Origin of the sequence: Microbacterium sp. USHLN272 (assembly GCF_037149655.1) — a bacterium.
GTDB classification, from domain to species: Bacteria; Actinomycetota; Actinomycetes; order Actinomycetales; family Microbacteriaceae; genus Microbacterium; species Microbacterium galbinum.
Genome location: NZ_JBBCRA010000001.1, coordinates 79,159 through 94,995, shown reverse-complemented (window position 1 = coordinate 94,995; position 15,837 = coordinate 79,159). Strand labels below are relative to the sequence as shown.

The following is a 15,837-nucleotide window of genomic DNA, read 5'->3' as shown; positions in this document are numbered from 1 at the left end:
CTCAGTGGACCTCTCGCTCGCCCGGAGCCGTGGTGGCGAACTCCGCTGCTTCGGGGTGATTCAGGTCGAAGGCCGGGCGCTCGCTGCGGATGCGCGGGATCGACGTGAAGTTGTGACGCGGCGGCGGGCAGGAGGTCGCCCACTCGAGCGATGCTCCGTAGCCCCACGGGTCGTTGACGGTGACCTTCGGCGCCTTGCGGGCCGTGATCCAGACGTTCAGGAAGAACGGCAGCATGGACGCGCCGAGGATCATCGCACCGATCGTGGAGACCTGGTTCTGCCAGGTCCAGCCATCGGCAGCGGAGTAGTCCGCGTAACGACGCACCATGCCGTCGACGCCCAGCCAGTGCTGGATGAGGAAGGTCATGTGGAAGCCGATGAACAGCATCCAGAAGTGGACGTAGCCGAGACGCTCGTTGAGCATGCGTCCGGTCCACTTCGGCCACCAGAAGTAGAAGCCGGCGAACATCGCGAACACGACGGTTCCGAAGACGACGTAGTGGAAGTGCGCCACGACGAAGTAGGAGTCAGACAGAGCGAAGTCGAGCGGCGGGGCCGCCAGGATGACACCCGTCAGACCGCCGAAGACGAACGAGACGAGGAAGCCGAGCGAGAAGACCATCGGAGTCTCGAAGGTCACGGACCCTCGCCACATCGTGCCGATCCAGTTGAAGATCTTCACACCCGTCGGCACGGCGATGAGCATCGTCATCAGCGCGAAGAACGGGAGCAGCACGGATCCGGTGACGTACATGTGGTGAGCCCACACGGCCACGGAGAGCGCGGCGATCGCGATCGTCGCGTAGACGAGCGTCTTGTAACCGAAGATCGGCTTGCGGCTGAAGACCGGGAAGATCTCCGAGACGATGCCGAAGAATGGCAGCGCGATGATGTAGACCTCGGGGTGCCCGAAGAACCAGAACAGGTGCTGCCAGAGCAGGACGCCGCCGTTGGCCGGGTCGTAGATGTGGGCACCGAGCACGCGGTCGGCGCCGGCGGCGAAGATCGCGGCCGCGAGGACCGGGAATGCCATCAGGATCAGGAGGCTCGTGACGAGCGTGTTCCAGGAGAAGATCGGCATGCGCCACATCGTCATGCCCGGTGCACGCATCGTGATGATCGTGGTGATGAAGTTCACCGCGCCGAGGATGGTGCCGAATCCCGAGATTCCGAGTCCGAGCATCCACAGGTTTCCACCCGCTCCCGGCGAGAACGAGGCGCTCGCGAGGGGCTGGTAGGCGAACCATCCGAAGGATGCCGCGCCCTGAGGGGTGAGGAAGCCGGCGACGGCGATCGTCGATCCGAACAGGAAGAGCCAGAAGGCGAAGGCGTTCAGACGCGGGAACGCGACGTCGGGGGCGCCGATCTGCAGGGGCAGGATCGCGTTGGCGAAACCCGCGAACAGCGGCGTCGCGAACATCAGCAGCATGATGGTGCCGTGCATCGTGAACAGCTGGTTGTACTGCTCCTTCGTCGGGATGATCTGCATACCCGGAGCGAAGAGCTCGGCGCGGATGACGAGGGCCATCACTCCTCCGAGGAGGAAGAACAGCACCGACGCGATGAGGTACATGTACCCGATCGTCTTGTGGTCGGTGGAGGTGATCCACTTGACGACGATGTTGCCCTTCTGCTCGACGCGCGAAGAGCTCATGAGCGAGGCCTGGCGCGGGGGCAGAGTCGTGGGACGGGAGCGGTTCGCCTCGTCGGTGCGGGGTGCTTCAGTCGTCGACATGGCTTACTCCTCTCCTTCTTCGGAGTCGTTCTTCGGGGTCGTGCCGGGGTAGTTCGACAGACGGTCGTAAGCGTCCGTGATGTCTCCCGTGTTGCCCTTGTCCTTGAGGGTCTCGAGGTACGCGTCGTACTCGTCCTGCTCGACGACCTTCACGTTGAAGAGCATCATCGAGTGGTACTCGCCGCAGAGCTCGGCACACTTCCCGGCGTACTCCCCCACGCGGGTGGGGATGAACGACCAGGAGTTGTCCTTGCCGATGTACATGTCCTTCTTGTAGAGGAAGTCGATGATCCAGAAGGAGTGGATGACGTCGCGGGACTGCAGCTTGATCGTGACCTTCTGGTCGACCGGGAGCACCAGGGTCGGCAGCTGCGACTGGTCGATGTTGCCCTCGGCGTCGGGCTGGGCCTGAATACCCATCGTCCAGACGGTGTCGTCCTCGGAGTCGGCGTCGTACTGGAAGTCCCACGCCCACTGCTTCGCGATCGCGGTGATCTCGACGTCGGGGTCGTCCCACTGCGTCTCGATCGCGGCCTGGTCGCGGGCGGTGAAGAAGAACATCCCGAGCACGAGGATCAGCGGCACGATCGTGTAGAAGATCTCGATCGGCATGTTGTAGCGCATCTGGACGGGAAGACCCGTCTGGCCCTTGCGACGGCGGTATGCGATCGCAGCCCAGGCCATGAGGCCCCAGGTGATGACACCGACGGCGAGAAGGACGATCCAGGAGTTCACCCAGAGCGACGACACGCGCTCGGTCTGGTTGGTGGCAGCGGGGCCATCATCGACGAAGCCGGGGAGATAGCCGTTCAGCTCGGCGGTGGTACATCCCGCCAGGGCCACAGCTGCCGCGACTCCCAGAGGGAGTGCGGCCCAACGAAGGCGGCGGCGTTTCGAGGGCACGATGCACCTTTCAGATTGCGGATAGGGCACACCCAAGTCTAGAGCAACCTCACACCCGATTCATGCCAACCACGCAGGTTGACGGGGTGGTTCCGCTCAGTGGAAGCTGTCGCCGCAGGCGCAGCTGCCGGCCGCGTTGGGGTTGTCGATCGTGAAGCCCTGCTCCGAGATGGAATCCTTGAAATCGATGGATGCACCATCGAGGTACGGCACGCTCATGTTGTCGACGATGACCTCGACGCCGTCGAAGTCGACGGTCTCGTCGCCCTCGAGGTAGCGCTCGTCGAAGTAGAGCTGGTAGATCAGGCCGGAGCATCCGCCGGGCTGGACGGCGACGCGCAGGCGAAGGTCGTCGCGACCCTCCTGCTCGAGCAGGTTCTTCACCTTGGTCGCGGCCGCGTCGGTGAGGCTGATGCCGTGGGCCTTGGTGGTCTCTGAGGTCAGGGTGGTGTCGCTCATGTCGCTCCTTGTGACGGGCCGCAGTCGCACGGCTTTCCCCGCAATTCTACCGCCGCCCTCGGCGAAGTCGGCGAGATCCGGGGAGAACCATGCGACTGAGGGTCACTGCGGGAGCGTGAGAGCGTTCATCCGAGCCAGCAGGAGCGCTTCGGTCGCGACCGCGTTGCGGAAGGTATCGAGATGCAGCGACTCGTTCGGGCTGTGGGCGCGGGAGTGCGGATCCTCCACGCCGGTGACGAGGATCTGCGCCTCGGGGAACTCCCGCACCAGGTCGGCGATGAACGGGATGGAGCCGCCGACGCCCAGATCGACGGGAGGGACGCCGTACCCGTCTCGCATGGCGTCGCGTGTGAGCGCGACCGCCCATCCGGAGGTGTCGACGAGGAAACCGTTACCCAGGTCGACGTCGGAGAACGTCAGCTCCGCGCCGAACGGGGCGTGCGCACGCAGGTGACGTTCCAGAGCCTCGTACGCTTCCTGCCCGGTCTGGCCCGGTGCGACGCGGGCGCTGATGACGACCGTCACTTCGGGGAGGAGCGTGTTGGATGCCGCGGCCACGCTCGTGGCGTCGATGCCGATCACGGTGACCGACGGCTTGTTCCAGATGCGGCTGAGGATCGTGCCCCCGCCGATGGGCATCGTGCCGGGCAGGAGCCCGGCCTCATCGCGCAACGTCTCCTCGGTGTACTCCGGTGTCGCCGCTTCCCGTTCCGTCATCCCGTCCACGGCCACCGAGCCGTCGGCGTTCCACAGCGTCGAGAGGAGCGTGACGGTCGCCATCATCGCGTCGGGCACCGCCCCACCGAACATCCCCGAGTGCGAGGCGTGGTCGAGGGTGCGGACGCGCATCGTGAACCGCGCGTTCCCCCGCAGCGACACGGTGAGTCCGGGCGTCGTCGAATCCCAGTTGCCCGAATCGGCGACGACGATCGCATCGGCACGCAGAGCTTCCTTGTTGTCGGAGAGGAACTGCGCGAACGAGCGCGAGCCGTACTCCTCCTCGCCTTCGATGAACATCGCGATCCCGAGATCGAGGTCGTCGCCGATCACCTCCGCCGCGGCGCGGATGGAGGCTATGTGCGCCATGATCCCTGCCTTGTCGTCGGCCGCTCCCCGCCCATAGAGGCGACCGTCGCGCACGGTCGGCTCGAACGGCGGTGTCTCCCAGAGCGCGTCATCCCCGGGAGGCTGCACGTCGTGGTGCGCGTAGAGCAGGATCGTGGGACGCCCGTTCCGGGCCGCACGGGTCGCCAGGACGGCGGGCTGTCCCTGCTCGTCCGTTCCGGGGATGTCGGCACGGAGGATGCGCACCTCGTCGAAGACGCCGGTGTCCGTCGCGAGCGCCGCTACGGCCTCGGCACTGCGCTCGAGCTGGGTCTGATCGAACGCCGGCCAGGCCATTCCCGGGATGCGGACGAGGTGCCCGAGGTCCGACAGCGCGGCCGGGTTCCCGGTCGCCACCGCCTCGAGGATGTCCGTTTCGGAGACAGGGGGAATCTCAGCAGAGGTCATGCGAGTAATCTTAAGGTGATCCCCCGTCAGCGAACCGAGGAACCTCGTGGCCACTACTCCTGCATCCCCTTCGACGAACGACGACGCCGCCGAGACGCCCGCCGTAGGAAAGGGCCGGGCGACGCCGAGCCGCGCCGAGCAGGAGGCCGCCCGCCGTCGCCCCCTCGTGGCCAACACCAAAGAGGCCAAGGCCGCGGCCCGCGCCGAGCTCAACGAGCGACGAGCCCGCGCACAGGCCGGTATGGCCGCGGGTGAGGAGAAGTACCTCCCGGCCCGCGACAAGGGCCCGCAGCGCCGCTGGGTGCGCGACTACGTGGATGCCGGCTGGCACCCCGCCGAATTCGTGATGGCCGTGATGGTGCTCGTGATCCTCGCGACGCTCGTGCCGTTCAGCACTCTGGTCTCCTACTACGCCTACCTCGTGATGATGGCGTACCTCGTCATCGCGATCGGCGGCATGATCCTCCTCGGCATCCGCGTGAAGCGCAAGGTCGCCGCGAAGTTCGGACAGGAGCGCATGGAACGCGGCCTCGGCTGGTACGCCGCGATGCGTTCGCTGCAGATGCGCTTCATGCGCCTGCCGAAGCCGCAGGTCAAGCGCGGCCAGTACCCCGACTGATCCGGTCCCGTTCACGAAGGAACGCCTCGTCTCCCTGCGGAGACGAGGCGTTCCTCGTAGGGGCGTCAGCCCTGCGACAGAGGTAGGCGGTTCCGGAGTCCGCGATTGATCTGACGGGCCCAGAGCGGACCGCGGTAGAGGAACGCCGTGTATCCCTGCACCAGCGTCGCGCCGGCCGCCAGGCGCTCCTCGACGTCGGAGGCCGTCTCCACTCCCCCCACCGCGATGACGCAGAAGTCCGCGGGCACCGCGGCGCGTACGACGCGCAGCACCTGGAGCGACCGTTCCTTCAGCGGCGCCCCCGACAGTCCGCCCGCTCCGGCCGAGGCGACGATCGCGGGGTCGGTGCGCAATCCGTCTCGACTGATCGTGGTGTTGTGGGCGATGATCCCCGCGAGTCCCTCGGCGACGGCCATCTGAGCGATCGCGGTGATCTCCTCGTCGGGGAGATCGGGGGCGATCTTCACCAGCAGCGGCGTCGCACCCGAGGCGTCGCGCACGGCGCGCAGCAGCGGGGCCAGTGTCTCGACCGCCTGCAGACCGCGGAGTCCCGGCGTGTTCGGCGACGAGACGTTCACGGCGAGGTAATCGGCGAGCGGCGCGAGCCGGGTGGCCGAGGCGACGTAGTCCGCGGTCGCGTCCTCGACGTCGACGACACGGCTCTTGCCGATGTTCACGCCGATGACGGTGTTCGGGGTACCGCGCCGCAGCCTCGAGAGCCGCCGTGCGGCGGCATCCGCTCCCTTGTTGTTGAAGCCCATCCGGTTGATCACCGCACGGTCGGGCACGAGCCGGAAAAGCCGTGGCTTCGGGTTCCCGTCCTGCGGGATCGCCGTGATCGTCCCGACCTCGACGTGACCGAATCCGAGTGCAGCGAATCCGCGCACGCCGACCGCGTTCTTGTCGAAGCCCGCAGCGATGCCGAACGGCGACGGGAAGGTCAGCCCGAGGGCCTTCACCTGCAGCGACGGATCGGGATGCGTGAGCGAGCGGGTGACGGTCGAGAACGGCGGCACACCGAGCACACGGATCACCGCCATGCCGGCGTGGTGGGCGAACTCGGGATCGAAGCGCGAGAGGACAGCGCGGAAGAGCAGCGGATACATCACTGCCAGATTACCGGTCGGCGGACTCCGCCTTCGCGTGGTCGGCTCGGAGATCGGTGATCGCGGATTCGAAGTCCTCGAGCGAGTCGAAGGCCTGATACACGCTCGCAAAGCGGAGGAACGCCACCTCGTCGAGATCGCGGAGCGGGCCGAGGATGGCGAGTCCGATCTCGTTCGTGTCGAGCTGCGAGACACCCGTCTGTCGAACGGCCTCTTCGACGCGCTGCGCCAGGATCGCGAGGTCCGCTTCGGTGACCGGTCGGCCCTGGCAGGCCTTGCGGACACCGGAGATGACCTTCTCCCGGCTGAACGGCTCCATCACGCCCGAGCGCTTGATCACGTTCAGGCTGGCTGTCTCAGTGGTCGTGAACCGTCCACCGCACTCGGGGCACTGTCGGCGTCGGCGGATCGAGAGGCCGTCGTCGCTCGTGCGCGAGTCGATCACACGCGAATCGGGATGACGGCAGAAGGGGCAATGCATCCGTACAACCTACTCCGTGAATCGTGCTTCGATCGCCTCGCCGTGCGCGGGGAGGATCTCGCTGTTCGCCAGCGCGACCACGCCGTCGCGCACCTCGGCGAGAGCGGTCCGGTCGTAGGAGATCACCTGCTGCGGGCGCAGGAACGTGTAGGCGCCGAGGCCCGGCGCGTACCGCGCCTGTCCCCCCGTCGGCAGCACGTGGTTGCTGCCGGCCATGTAGTCGCCCAGGCTGACCGGCGTCTGGTCGCCGACGAAAACGGCGCCCGCGCTGGTGAAGGCGGATGCCGCGGCCTCGGCGTCGGTGAGGTGCAGTTCGAGGTGCTCGGGTGCGTACGCGTTGCTGAAGGCCGCCGCCATCGCACGATCGTCGACGAGCACGATCGCGGACTGCGGTCCGTCGAGAGCGGCGGACACCCGGTCACTGTGCCGGGTGGCAGCTCCCTGAGCCGCGACGTCGTGCGCCACTCGAGCGGCGAGGTCTTCGGAATCGGTGACGAGCACCGCGGAGGCCTGCTCGTCGTGCTCGGCCTGGCTGACGAGGTCGGCGGCGACGAGACGGGCGTCGGCGGACGCATCGGCGACGACGAGGATCTCGGTCGCTCCCGCCTCGGCATCCGTCCCGACCACACCCGCGACCGCCCGCTTCGCGGAGGCCACGTAGTTGTTGCCCGGACCGGACACCACGTCGACGGGATCGAGCCCGACGCCGGGGACGCCCCACGCGAACGCGCCGATCGCACCGGCGCCTCCCATCGCGTAGACCTCGCTGATGCCGAGCAGTGCGGCCGCTCCGAGGATCGTCGGGTGGACGCGCCCGCCCTGGTCGGCCTGAGGCGGCGAGGCGAGGGCGATCTGCGTGACGCCGGCGACCTGCGCCGGAACCACGTTCATGATGACGCTCGACGGATACACCGCCTTGCCCCCGGGGATGTACACACCCACGCGGCTGACGGGCTGCCACCGCTGCACGATGCGCGCACCCGGACCGAGAAGGGTCGTCTGATCCGCGGGCACCTGGGCAGCGGAGGCGAGACGCACGCGGCGGATCGCCTCTTCGAGTGCGGCGCGCACCTCGGGTGCGAGCGCGTCGAGCGCTTCCGAGATGTGCTCGGCCGGAACGCGGATCGCGTGCTCGGTGACGCGGTCGAAGCGCTCCGCCTGATCACGCAGTGCGGACTCCCCCTGCGTGCGCACGTCGTCGACGAGCCGCGCAGCCGTGTCGAGCGCCTCGGCGCGTGCCTGGGTCGCCCGCGGCACGGCCGCAAGCATGTCTGCCGGCGAGAGCTCGCGCCCCCGCAGATCGATGATTCGCACTTCAGCCCTTCGTGATGCCGGAGATGTCGTGGAGGTATCCGATGCGGCCGTCATCGTGCCGGACGACGAAGGCGCCACCGCGGTCCTCGATCACGAGCGCCCAGGCCTGCGGGCCGATGCGGAAGATCGCCTCGCCGCGCTCGTCGTGCACGTCGCGCTCGGACGGAGCGAGGATCCAGAAGGGCTGCGCGGCCTGCGCGTAATCGCGGGGACGGGTCGCCTCGGGATCCGTGACGACGGACTCGTCGCCGAACACGTCGGTCGGGTGCTCCGCTGCCGCGCTGGCCGGAGCCGGCACCGGTTCGGCGACCTCTTCGAGGAAGGACTCGATCTCACCGGTGTCGGAGATGATCTCGGGGGTACGGGAGCGACGGGAGTACGACGGGGTGTATTCCTCCTCGGCGACCGCTTCCTCGGTACCGGTTCCTCCACCCGAGGCGTGCGCGACCAGCGGCACCTGCTGCGGCAGATCGAAGCGCGCGATCTCGTCGGTCGCATAGCCGTCGGGGGTGTCGGTGTCGAGAGCGGCACGTCGCGTGGTCGGCGGCTCTGCACCGTCCCAGGATCCGTCGTGGGCCGAAACGGAATCGGGCGCGACCTGCTCGTTCGCGTCCGGCTCGGGCGCGAATGTCTCGGGTGCGAATGTCTCGGGTGCGGCGGCGCCCTCCGCATCGGCGGGGGCGGCGCGCTCGGCCCGCGGGCGGGCGATCACCGGGCGCACCGGGTTCGCGTTGCGATGCGCGAGAGTGACGAGCCGGCCGTGGAAGTCCTCTTTCAGGCCCGGGATGATCGGAGCGAAGACCGTCAGCGCGACCAGCGCGAGGGAAGCGAGGAGCTGCACGATGCCGACCCAGTTGAGGGTCCAGACACCGAACTCGATCGCCGCGGCGATCGATGACCACAGCGCGCTGATCCACGTCACCGCCGAGACGGTGAAGGCGACCGATGCGAACTGATCGATCCCGAGGGAGCCGACTCGGCGGATGCCGTCGGGCGAGAACCGCCGCAGCACGAGCAGGAACACGGCTGCCGTCGGCACGCCGATCGGCAGGATCCACTGGATACCCGCTCCCCAGATGGAGGTGCCACCGGTCAGCGGGAAGAAGGAGACGACGAAGGCGATGAGCCAGACGCCGGCGATCGAGAGCTCCCGGAGGGTGAACCCGAGGATGCCGAACTCCGGCGTGACCTCTTCGTCGTACAGGACACCGTCATCATCGAGGAACGCCTCGTTCTCGGCATCCGCGTTGTCGGGGATATCGGTACTCATGGGTCTTCCTTTCGTCACGACGCGCAGAGGGGGAGGCGCGTTCCGACGCGTCCTGATACTACCCGCTCAGCCCAGGCAGCCCGGCCCGAGGAGCGACTTGAGGTCACCGAACAGATCGGCGGAGACCTTCACGGGCATGGGCACTTCGAACACCTTCGCGGTGCCGCCGCGATGCACGCGCAGGAGGACCTCGGTTTCACCCGAGTGGCGCCGGAGCACGTCGGCGAGCTCGTGCATCACGCGCTCCGTGGCACGCTGCTCGGCGAGCACGAGGGCGAGCGGCCCCGCGGCGTCGAACGACCCGACGTCGGGAGCGAATGCGGACTGCGCGTGGAGGTTGAGCCCGTCGTCGCGTCGCGAGACGCGCCCGCGCACGGCGAGGATCGAATCCTGCTGGAGGACGTGCTGGAACTCGGTGTACGTCTTTCCCATGAACATCACGGTGACCTCGCCGTTGAAGTCCTCGACCGTGATCATGCCGTACGGGTTCCCGCTCGCCTTCGCCACGCGATGCTGGACACTCGTCACAAGACCCGCGACGGTGACCTGGTCGCCGTCCTGGAGGTCCTCGGAGTTGTTGAGGTCGTGGATCGAGATGGAGGCGTGCTTCGCGAGCGGAACCTCGAGTCCGGCCAGCGGGTGATCGGAGACGTAGAGCCCCAGCATCTCCCGCTCGAACGCGAGCTTGTCCTTCTTGATCCATTCCGGGCGCGCCGGGACCTTCGCCGGCGCAGCCTCCTCCATACCGTCGTACAGGCTGTCGAAGTCGAAGCCGATCGCGCCCTGGGCTTCGTTCCGCTTGCGGTCGACGGCGGCCTCGACGGCGTCCTCGTGGATCTCGACGAGCGCACGACGGGAGTCGCCCATCGTGTCGAAGGCACCGGCCTTGATGAGAGACTCGACCGTGCGCTTGTTCGCGACGTGCAGCGGGACCTTGTCGAGGAAGTGGTGGAACGAGGTGAAGCGCTCATCCTTCCGCGCCTGCACGATGCCCTCGACGACGTTGGTTCCGACGTTGCGCACCGCGCCGAGCCCGAAGCGGATGTCGTCGCCGACGGCCGCGAAGTAGTTGATCGACTCCGACACATCGGGCGGCAGCACCTTGATACCCATGCGGCGGCACTCGTTGAGATAGAGAGCCATCTTGTCCTTGGAGTCGCCGACGCTGGTGAGCAGCGCAGCCATGTACTCGGCCGGGTAATGCGCCTTCAGGTAGGCGGTCCAGTACGAGACGACTCCGTAGGCGGCGGAGTGCGCTTTGTTGAAGGCGTAGTCGGAGAACGGAAGCAGGATCTCCCAGAGCGCATTGACGGCCCCGTCGGAGTATCCGTTGGCGTGCATTCCCGCCTGGAAGCCCGCGAACTGCTTGTCGAGCTCGGACTTCTTCTTCTTGCCCATCGCACGCCGGAGGATGTCTGCCTGACCGAGCGAGAACCCGGCGACGCGCTGGGCGATCGCCATCACCTGCTCCTGGTAGATGATCAGACCGTAGGACTCCTCGAGGATGTCTGCGAGTGAATCGGTGAACTCCGGGTGGATCGGCGTGATGGGCTGCTGGCCGTTCTTGCGCAGCGCGTAGTTCGTGTGAGAGTTCGCCCCCATGGGACCCGGGCGGTAGAGCGCGATGAGCGCCGAGATGTCACCGAAGTTGTCGGGCTTCATCAGTCGCATGAGCGACCGCATCGGTCCGCCGTCGAGCTGGAACACGCCGAGCGACTCTCCTCGCGCGAGCAGGTCGTACGCGCCCTGATCATCGAGAGCGAGGTGCTCGAGGTCGAGCTCCTCTCCCCTGTTCATACGGATGTTGTCGAGCGCATCGGAGATGATCGTGAGGTTGCGCAGCCCCAGGAAGTCCATCTTGATCAGGCCGAGCGACTCGCACGACGGGTAGTCGAACTGCGTGACGATCTGCCCGTCCTGCTCGCGGCGCATGATCGGGATGATGTCGAGCAGCGGGTCGGACGACATGATGACACCGGCCGCGTGCACGCCCCACTGGCGCTTGAGGCCCTCGAGACCGAGCGCACGGTCGAAGACCGTCTTCGCCTCGGGATCCGTGTCGATCAGCGCACGGAACTCGCTCGCCTCTTTATAGCGGGGGTGGGCCGAGTCGAACATTCCGTCGAGGGGCATGTCCTTGCCCATCACGGGGGGCGGCATCGCCTTGGTCAGACGCTCGCCCATGCTGAACGGGAACCCGAGCACGCGCCCCGCGTCCTTGAGAGCCTGCTTGGACTTGATCGTGCCGTAGGTGACGATCTGCGCGACGCGCTCCGAGCCGTACTTCTTGGTCACGTACTCGATGACTTCGCCGCGGCGACGGTCATCGAAGTCGACGTCGAAGTCGGGCATCGAGACACGATCCGGGTTGAGGAAGCGCTCGAAGATGAGACCGTGCTCGAGAGGGTCGAGGTCCGTGATCCTCATCGCGTACGCGACCATCGATCCCGCACCGGAACCACGACCCGGACCGACCCGGATGCCGTTGTCCTTCGCCCAGTTGATGAAGTCGGCGACGACGAGGAAGTATCCGGGGAAGCCCATCTGGAGGATGATGCCGGTCTCGTACTCGGCCTGCTTGCGCACCTTGTCGGGGATGCCGCCCGGGTAGCGGTAGTGGAGACCGGCCTCGACCTCTTTGACGAGCCAGCTGTCCTCGGTCTCGCCGTCGGGCACGGGGAAGCGCGGCATGTAGTTCGCCGCGGTGTTGAACTCCACCTCGCAGCGCTCGGCGATCAGGAGCGTGTTGTCGCACGCCTCGGGGTGATCGCGGAACAGCTGACGCATCTCGGCCGCGGTCTTGATGTAGTAGCCGTCGCCGTCGAACTTGAAGCGATTGGGATCGTCGAGCGTCGATCCCGACTGCACGCACAGTAGGGCCTCGTGGGCGTCGGCCTCGTGCTGGTGGGTGTAGTGCGAGTCGTTCGTCGCGACCAGCGGGATGTGGAGGTCTTTCGCCAGACGCAGCAGGTCGGTCATCACCCGACGCTCGATCGAGAGCCCGTGATCCATGATCTCGGCGAAGTAGTTCTCCTTGCCGAAGATGTCCTGGAACTCGGCGGCCGCCGCGCGCGCCGCGTCGTACTGCCCGAGGCGCAGTCGCGTCTGCACCTCGCCCGACGGGCATCCGGTCGTCGCGATCAGCCCCTTGCCGTACGTCTGCAGCAGTTCTCGGTCCATGCGGGGCTTGAAGTAGTACCCCTCCATGCTCGACCGCGAGCTGATGCGGAAGAGGTTGTGCATGCCCTCGGTGCTCTGGCTCCACATCGTCATGTGGGTGTAGGCGCCCGAACCCGACACGTCATCGCTCTTCTGGTCGGGCGATCCCCACTGCACGCGCGTCTTGTCGCTGCGGTGGGTGCCCGGCGTCATGTACGCCTCGAGCCCGATGATGGGCTTGACCCCCGCGTTGCGCGCCGCATTGTAGAACTCGAAGGCCGCGAAGGTGTTGCCGTGATCGGTGACGGCGATCGCCGGCATGCCGTATTCCGCGGCCGCCTGGGTCATCGCGTTGATCTTCGCCGCCCCGTCGAGCATCGAGTACTCGCTGTGCACGTGCAGGTGGACGAAGGAGTCGGATGCCATGGTTCGAGTCTACTTTCGGCGTCCGACATCGGGTCGCCGATCGGGCTCCGCGGGTGTCAGTCCGACAGGTCGAGCCGCATCAGCACGCGCGGGAATCCGTTCAGACGCGAAGTCGTCTCGGCCGACTTCTCGAAGCCCGCCCGCTCGAACAGCGCGCGCGTGCCGACGTAGGCCATCGTCAGGTCGACCCGCTCCCCCGCGTTGTCGACCGGATACGCCTCGATCGCTGGCGCCCCTTGTGCGCGTGCGAAAGCGACCGCCCCGTCGACCAGGGCGTGCGAGATGCCCTGCTTGCGATGCCCCGGACGCACCCGGATGCACCACAACGACCAGACGTCGACGTCGTCGATGTGCGGGATCCTGCGATTGGTGACGAAACTCGTGTCGCGTCGAGGATGCACCGCCGCCCAGCCGACCGGCTCGTCGTCGAGATAGGCGATCACCCCGGGAGGCGGGTCTTCCGCGCAGAGACCGCGCACACGCTCGGCGCGTTCCTCGCCGCGGAGCTCCTGGTTCTCGGCGTTGCCGATCCGATAACTCAGGCAGAAGCAGACGTTCGACGTCGGCTTCTTCGGGCCGACCAGGGTCGCGACGTCGGCGAAGACCGTGGCGGGCCGAACCTCGATGTCCATGACCTCAGTATCGCCCCGGCATCCGACATCCGCCGGAGCGACGAGCGATCACTCGCCGCGGAGGACCGCCAGGGCGTGCTGGAAATCGGTCGGATACGGTGACTCGAACTGCACCCAGTCGCCGGTAGCCGGATGCGAGAACGCGAGCTGATGCGCATGCAACCACTGCCGCGTGAGACCGAGGCGGGCAGACAGCGTGGGGTCGGCCCCGTAGAGAGGATCACCGACGCACGGATGCCGGTGCGCGGCCATGTGCACGCGGATCTGGTGAGTGCGTCCGGTCTCGAGATGGATCTCGAGAAGCGACGCGCCGGGGAACGCCTCGAGCGTCTCGTAGTGGGTGACCGAGGGCTTGCCGTCGGGGGTGACCGCGAACTTCCAGGAGTGGTTCGGGTGCCGACCGATCGGCGCATCGATCGTACCCGCGAGCGGGTCGGGATGCCCCTGAACCACCGCGTGATAGATCTTCTCGACCGTGCGCTCCTTGAAGGCGCGCTTGAGGTTCGTGTAGGCGGTCTCGGTCTTGGCGACGACCATCAGGCCGCTCGTGCCGACGTCGAGCCGGTGCACCACGCCCTGACGCTCGGGCGCACCGCTGGTCGCGACCCGGAAGCCGGCGGCCGCCAGCGCACCCACCACCGTCGGCCCCTCCCAACCGAGGGAGGGATGGGCCGCAACACCGGTCGGCTTGTCGACCACGACGATGTCGTCATCATCGAAGACGATCCCGAGTTCGGGCACGGCGATCGGAACGATCTTCGGACCTTCCTTGGGCTGCCATTCGACCTCGAGCCAGCCCCCACCGCGCAGCCTGTCGGACTTGTCGAGGGTCACGCCGTCGAGGCGCACGCCGCCCGACGCCGCGACCTCCGCAGCGAAGGTTCGCGAGAAACCGAGCATCTTCGCGAGAGCGGCGTCGACGCGCGCGCCCTCGAGGCCGTCGGGCACCGGCAGTGAACGCGACTCCACGATCAGCGCTCGTCTTCGACCGGCGCCGCCGGTCGTTCGACGACGTCGCGTGCCGCGAGTTCCTGCTCCGCTGCCGCGGCCTCGGCCTCTTCCTCCGTCTCGACGGGCGCGTGGTCGCGCTCGCGGGAGCCATCGAAGCGCAGCCCGAAGACGACGAGCAGTGCGACCGAGATCATGCCGCACACGATGAAGATGTCGGCGATGTTGAAGATCGCGGGCATCATCCAGGGCATCGAGATCATGTCGACCACGTGTCCCACCGGGAAGCCGGGGTCGCGGAAGAGGCGATCTCCGAGGTTGCCGAGTACACCGCCGAGCAGCGCGCCGAGCACGACTGCCCAGAGCCGCGAGCGCAGACCGAACGCCTTCCAGACGATGACAGCGGCGACGACCGCGAGGGCGATCGTGAAGATCCAGGTGACGTCCGACCCGAGCGAGAACGCCGCTCCGGGATTGCGGACGTAGTACAGCTGAAGGAAATCACCGAGGACGGGAACCGGCTCCTGGTAGGGAAGGTTCTCGGTGGTGAGGTACTTCACAAACTGATCGGCGGCCAGCACGAGCGCTGCGAGAATCGCAACGATCGCACCGGCCGCCGACCGACGAAGGGGAAGGCGTGGGCTCAAGACCTACGACCTACAGTCCGATCGCGGAGACGGGCGTCGAGTCCGTGGAGGCCGACTTCTCGTCGAGGTCGCGGAGCTGACCCTCGATGTAGCCGCGCAGCTGCGAACGGTAGTCGCGCTCGAAGTTGCGGAGCTCGGTGATCCGGGCCTCGAGCGTGTTGCGCTCGCGCTCGAGTCGAGCCGACTCCTCGCGCTGCTTCGCCTCCGCCTCGGTGCGGATACGGGCCACCTCGGTCTCGGCGTCGGCGATGAGCTGGTTGCGCTTCGCCTCACCCTCGGCGACGTGCTCGTCGTGCAGACGCTGCGCGAGCTCGATGATCCCGGCGGTCGCCGTGGCGGAGCCGGAGGGAGCGGCCTCCGCGGGAGCCTCCGCGACGGGTGCCGGAGCCGCAGGCGCGGGGGCCTCGGCGACCGGAGCGGCCTCGGCCGACTCTGCGGCGGGCGTGGCGCCCGACTCGTAAGCGGCCAGTTTGGCCTTGAGTTCGACGTTCTCCTCGAGGGCCTTGCGCCACTCGATGACGATCTCGTCGAGGAAGTCGTCCACCTCGTCCGGGTCGAAGCCGTCCTTGAAGCGAACGTGCTGGAACTGCTTGGTGACGACGTCATCCGGGGTAAGTGCCATGATG

14 protein-coding genes are annotated in these 15,837 nt (G+C 67.3%); 1 reads left to right on the top strand and 13 read right to left on the bottom strand.

Translation table 11 applies throughout. The features are described 5' to 3' along the window. Window position 1: 1 nt before the first annotated feature. The 4 genes from ctaD to WFJ97_RS00440 form a co-directional block, all read right to left on the bottom strand. Window positions 2-1,735, bottom strand: coding sequence for an aa3-type cytochrome oxidase subunit I (gene ctaD, locus WFJ97_RS00455; protein WP_247622106.1), 1,734 nt, complete (start codon window positions 1,733-1,735; stop codon window positions 2-4). 3 nt (window positions 1,736-1,738) lie between these two features. Further along, the gene (gene ctaC, locus WFJ97_RS00450) at window positions 1,739-2,638 is read right to left on the bottom strand and encodes an aa3-type cytochrome oxidase subunit II (RefSeq protein ID WP_247622105.1); all 900 of its coding nucleotides are present in this window, start codon (window positions 2,636-2,638) and stop codon (window positions 1,739-1,741) included. Window positions 2,639-2,734: 96 nt separating this feature from the next. Then, window positions 2,735-3,097 carry an iron-sulfur cluster insertion protein ErpA gene (gene erpA, locus WFJ97_RS00445; protein WP_247622104.1) on the bottom strand — a complete coding sequence of 121 codons (363 nt, stop codon included), beginning with the start codon at window positions 3,095-3,097 and terminating at the stop codon, window positions 2,735-2,737. Window positions 3,098-3,199: 102 nt separating this feature from the next. Beyond that, window positions 3,200-4,609 carry a dipeptidase gene (locus WFJ97_RS00440; protein ID WP_336640117.1) on the bottom strand — a complete coding sequence of 470 codons (1,410 nt, stop codon included), beginning with the start codon at window positions 4,607-4,609 and terminating at the stop codon, window positions 3,200-3,202. 46 nt (window positions 4,610-4,655) lie between these two features. Between WFJ97_RS00440 and WFJ97_RS00435 the strand changes: the two genes are divergently transcribed. Further along, entirely contained in the window at window positions 4,656-5,228 is a 573-nt protein-coding gene (locus WFJ97_RS00435) for a DUF3043 domain-containing protein (RefSeq protein ID WP_247622102.1), read from the top strand. A gap of 65 nt (window positions 5,229-5,293) precedes the next feature. Here the strand turns inward: WFJ97_RS00435 and WFJ97_RS00430 are convergent, their stop codons facing one another. The 9 genes from WFJ97_RS00430 to WFJ97_RS00390 form a co-directional block, all read right to left on the bottom strand. Beyond that, window positions 5,294-6,334 carry a quinone-dependent dihydroorotate dehydrogenase gene (locus WFJ97_RS00430; RefSeq protein ID WP_336640116.1) on the bottom strand — a complete coding sequence of 347 codons (1,041 nt, stop codon included), beginning with the start codon at window positions 6,332-6,334 and terminating at the stop codon, window positions 5,294-5,296. 10 nt (window positions 6,335-6,344) lie between these two features. Beyond that, complete coding sequence (gene nrdR / locus WFJ97_RS00425; protein ID WP_247622100.1) at window positions 6,345-6,815, bottom strand: transcriptional regulator NrdR; 471 nt, start codon at window positions 6,813-6,815, stop codon at window positions 6,345-6,347. 9 nt (window positions 6,816-6,824) lie between these two features. After that, entirely contained in the window at window positions 6,825-8,129 is a 1,305-nt protein-coding gene (gene hisD / locus WFJ97_RS00420; protein WP_336640115.1) for a histidinol dehydrogenase, read from the bottom strand. 1 nt (window position 8,130) lies between these two features. After that, the gene (locus WFJ97_RS00415; protein WP_336640114.1) at window positions 8,131-9,399 is read right to left on the bottom strand and encodes a hypothetical protein; all 1,269 of its coding nucleotides are present in this window, start codon (window positions 9,397-9,399) and stop codon (window positions 8,131-8,133) included. 66 nt (window positions 9,400-9,465) lie between these two features. Further along, window positions 9,466-12,984 (bottom strand): DNA polymerase III subunit alpha, encoded by a 3,519-nt coding sequence (gene dnaE / locus WFJ97_RS00410; RefSeq protein WP_336640113.1) that lies wholly within the window; start codon window positions 12,982-12,984, stop codon window positions 9,466-9,468. A 56-nt stretch (window positions 12,985-13,040) separates the two neighbouring features. Beyond that, the gene (locus WFJ97_RS00405) at window positions 13,041-13,616 is read right to left on the bottom strand and encodes a GNAT family N-acetyltransferase (protein WP_336640112.1); all 576 of its coding nucleotides are present in this window, start codon (window positions 13,614-13,616) and stop codon (window positions 13,041-13,043) included. A 48-nt stretch (window positions 13,617-13,664) separates the two neighbouring features. Next, the gene (locus tag WFJ97_RS00400; RefSeq protein WP_336640111.1) at window positions 13,665-14,585 is read right to left on the bottom strand and encodes an RluA family pseudouridine synthase; all 921 of its coding nucleotides are present in this window, start codon (window positions 14,583-14,585) and stop codon (window positions 13,665-13,667) included. A gap of 2 nt (window positions 14,586-14,587) precedes the next feature. After that, on the bottom strand, window positions 14,588-15,124 hold the full coding sequence (lspA, locus tag WFJ97_RS00395; RefSeq protein ID WP_442928363.1) for a signal peptidase II: 537 nt from the start codon (window positions 15,122-15,124) through the stop codon (window positions 14,588-14,590). Window positions 15,125-15,221: 97 nt separating this feature from the next. Beyond that, complete coding sequence (locus WFJ97_RS00390; RefSeq protein ID WP_336640110.1) at window positions 15,222-15,833, bottom strand: DivIVA domain-containing protein; 612 nt, start codon at window positions 15,831-15,833, stop codon at window positions 15,222-15,224. Window positions 15,834-15,837: the final 4 nt, after the last annotated feature.

What these genes read in the sequence shown, in the direction of transcription:
- ctaD (WP_247622106.1), bottom strand. Translation starts at nt 1,735, where the DNA reads ATGTCGACGACTGAAGCACCCCGCACCGACGAGGCGAACCGCTCCCGT.
- erpA (WP_247622104.1), bottom strand. Translation starts at nt 3,097, where the DNA reads ATGAGCGACACCACCCTGACCTCAGAGACCACCAAGGCCCACGGCATC.
- WFJ97_RS00440 (WP_336640117.1), bottom strand. Translation starts at nt 4,609, where the DNA reads ATGACCTCTGCTGAGATTCCCCCTGTCTCCGAAACGGACATCCTCGAG.
- WFJ97_RS00430 (WP_336640116.1), bottom strand. Translation starts at nt 6,334, where the DNA reads ATGTATCCGCTGCTCTTCCGCGCTGTCCTCTCGCGCTTCGATCCCGAG.
- nrdR (WP_247622100.1), bottom strand. Translation starts at nt 6,815, where the DNA reads ATGCATTGCCCCTTCTGCCGTCATCCCGATTCGCGTGTGATCGACTCG.
- WFJ97_RS00415 (WP_336640114.1), bottom strand. Translation starts at nt 9,399, where the DNA reads ATGAGTACCGATATCCCCGACAACGCGGATGCCGAGAACGAGGCGTTC.
- dnaE (WP_336640113.1), bottom strand. Translation starts at nt 12,984, where the DNA reads ATGGCATCCGACTCCTTCGTCCACCTGCACGTGCACAGCGAGTACTCG.
- WFJ97_RS00405 (WP_336640112.1), bottom strand. Translation starts at nt 13,616, where the DNA reads ATGGACATCGAGGTTCGGCCCGCCACGGTCTTCGCCGACGTCGCGACC.
- WFJ97_RS00390 (WP_336640110.1), bottom strand. Translation starts at nt 15,833, where the DNA reads ATGGCACTTACCCCGGATGACGTCGTCACCAAGCAGTTCCAGCACGTT.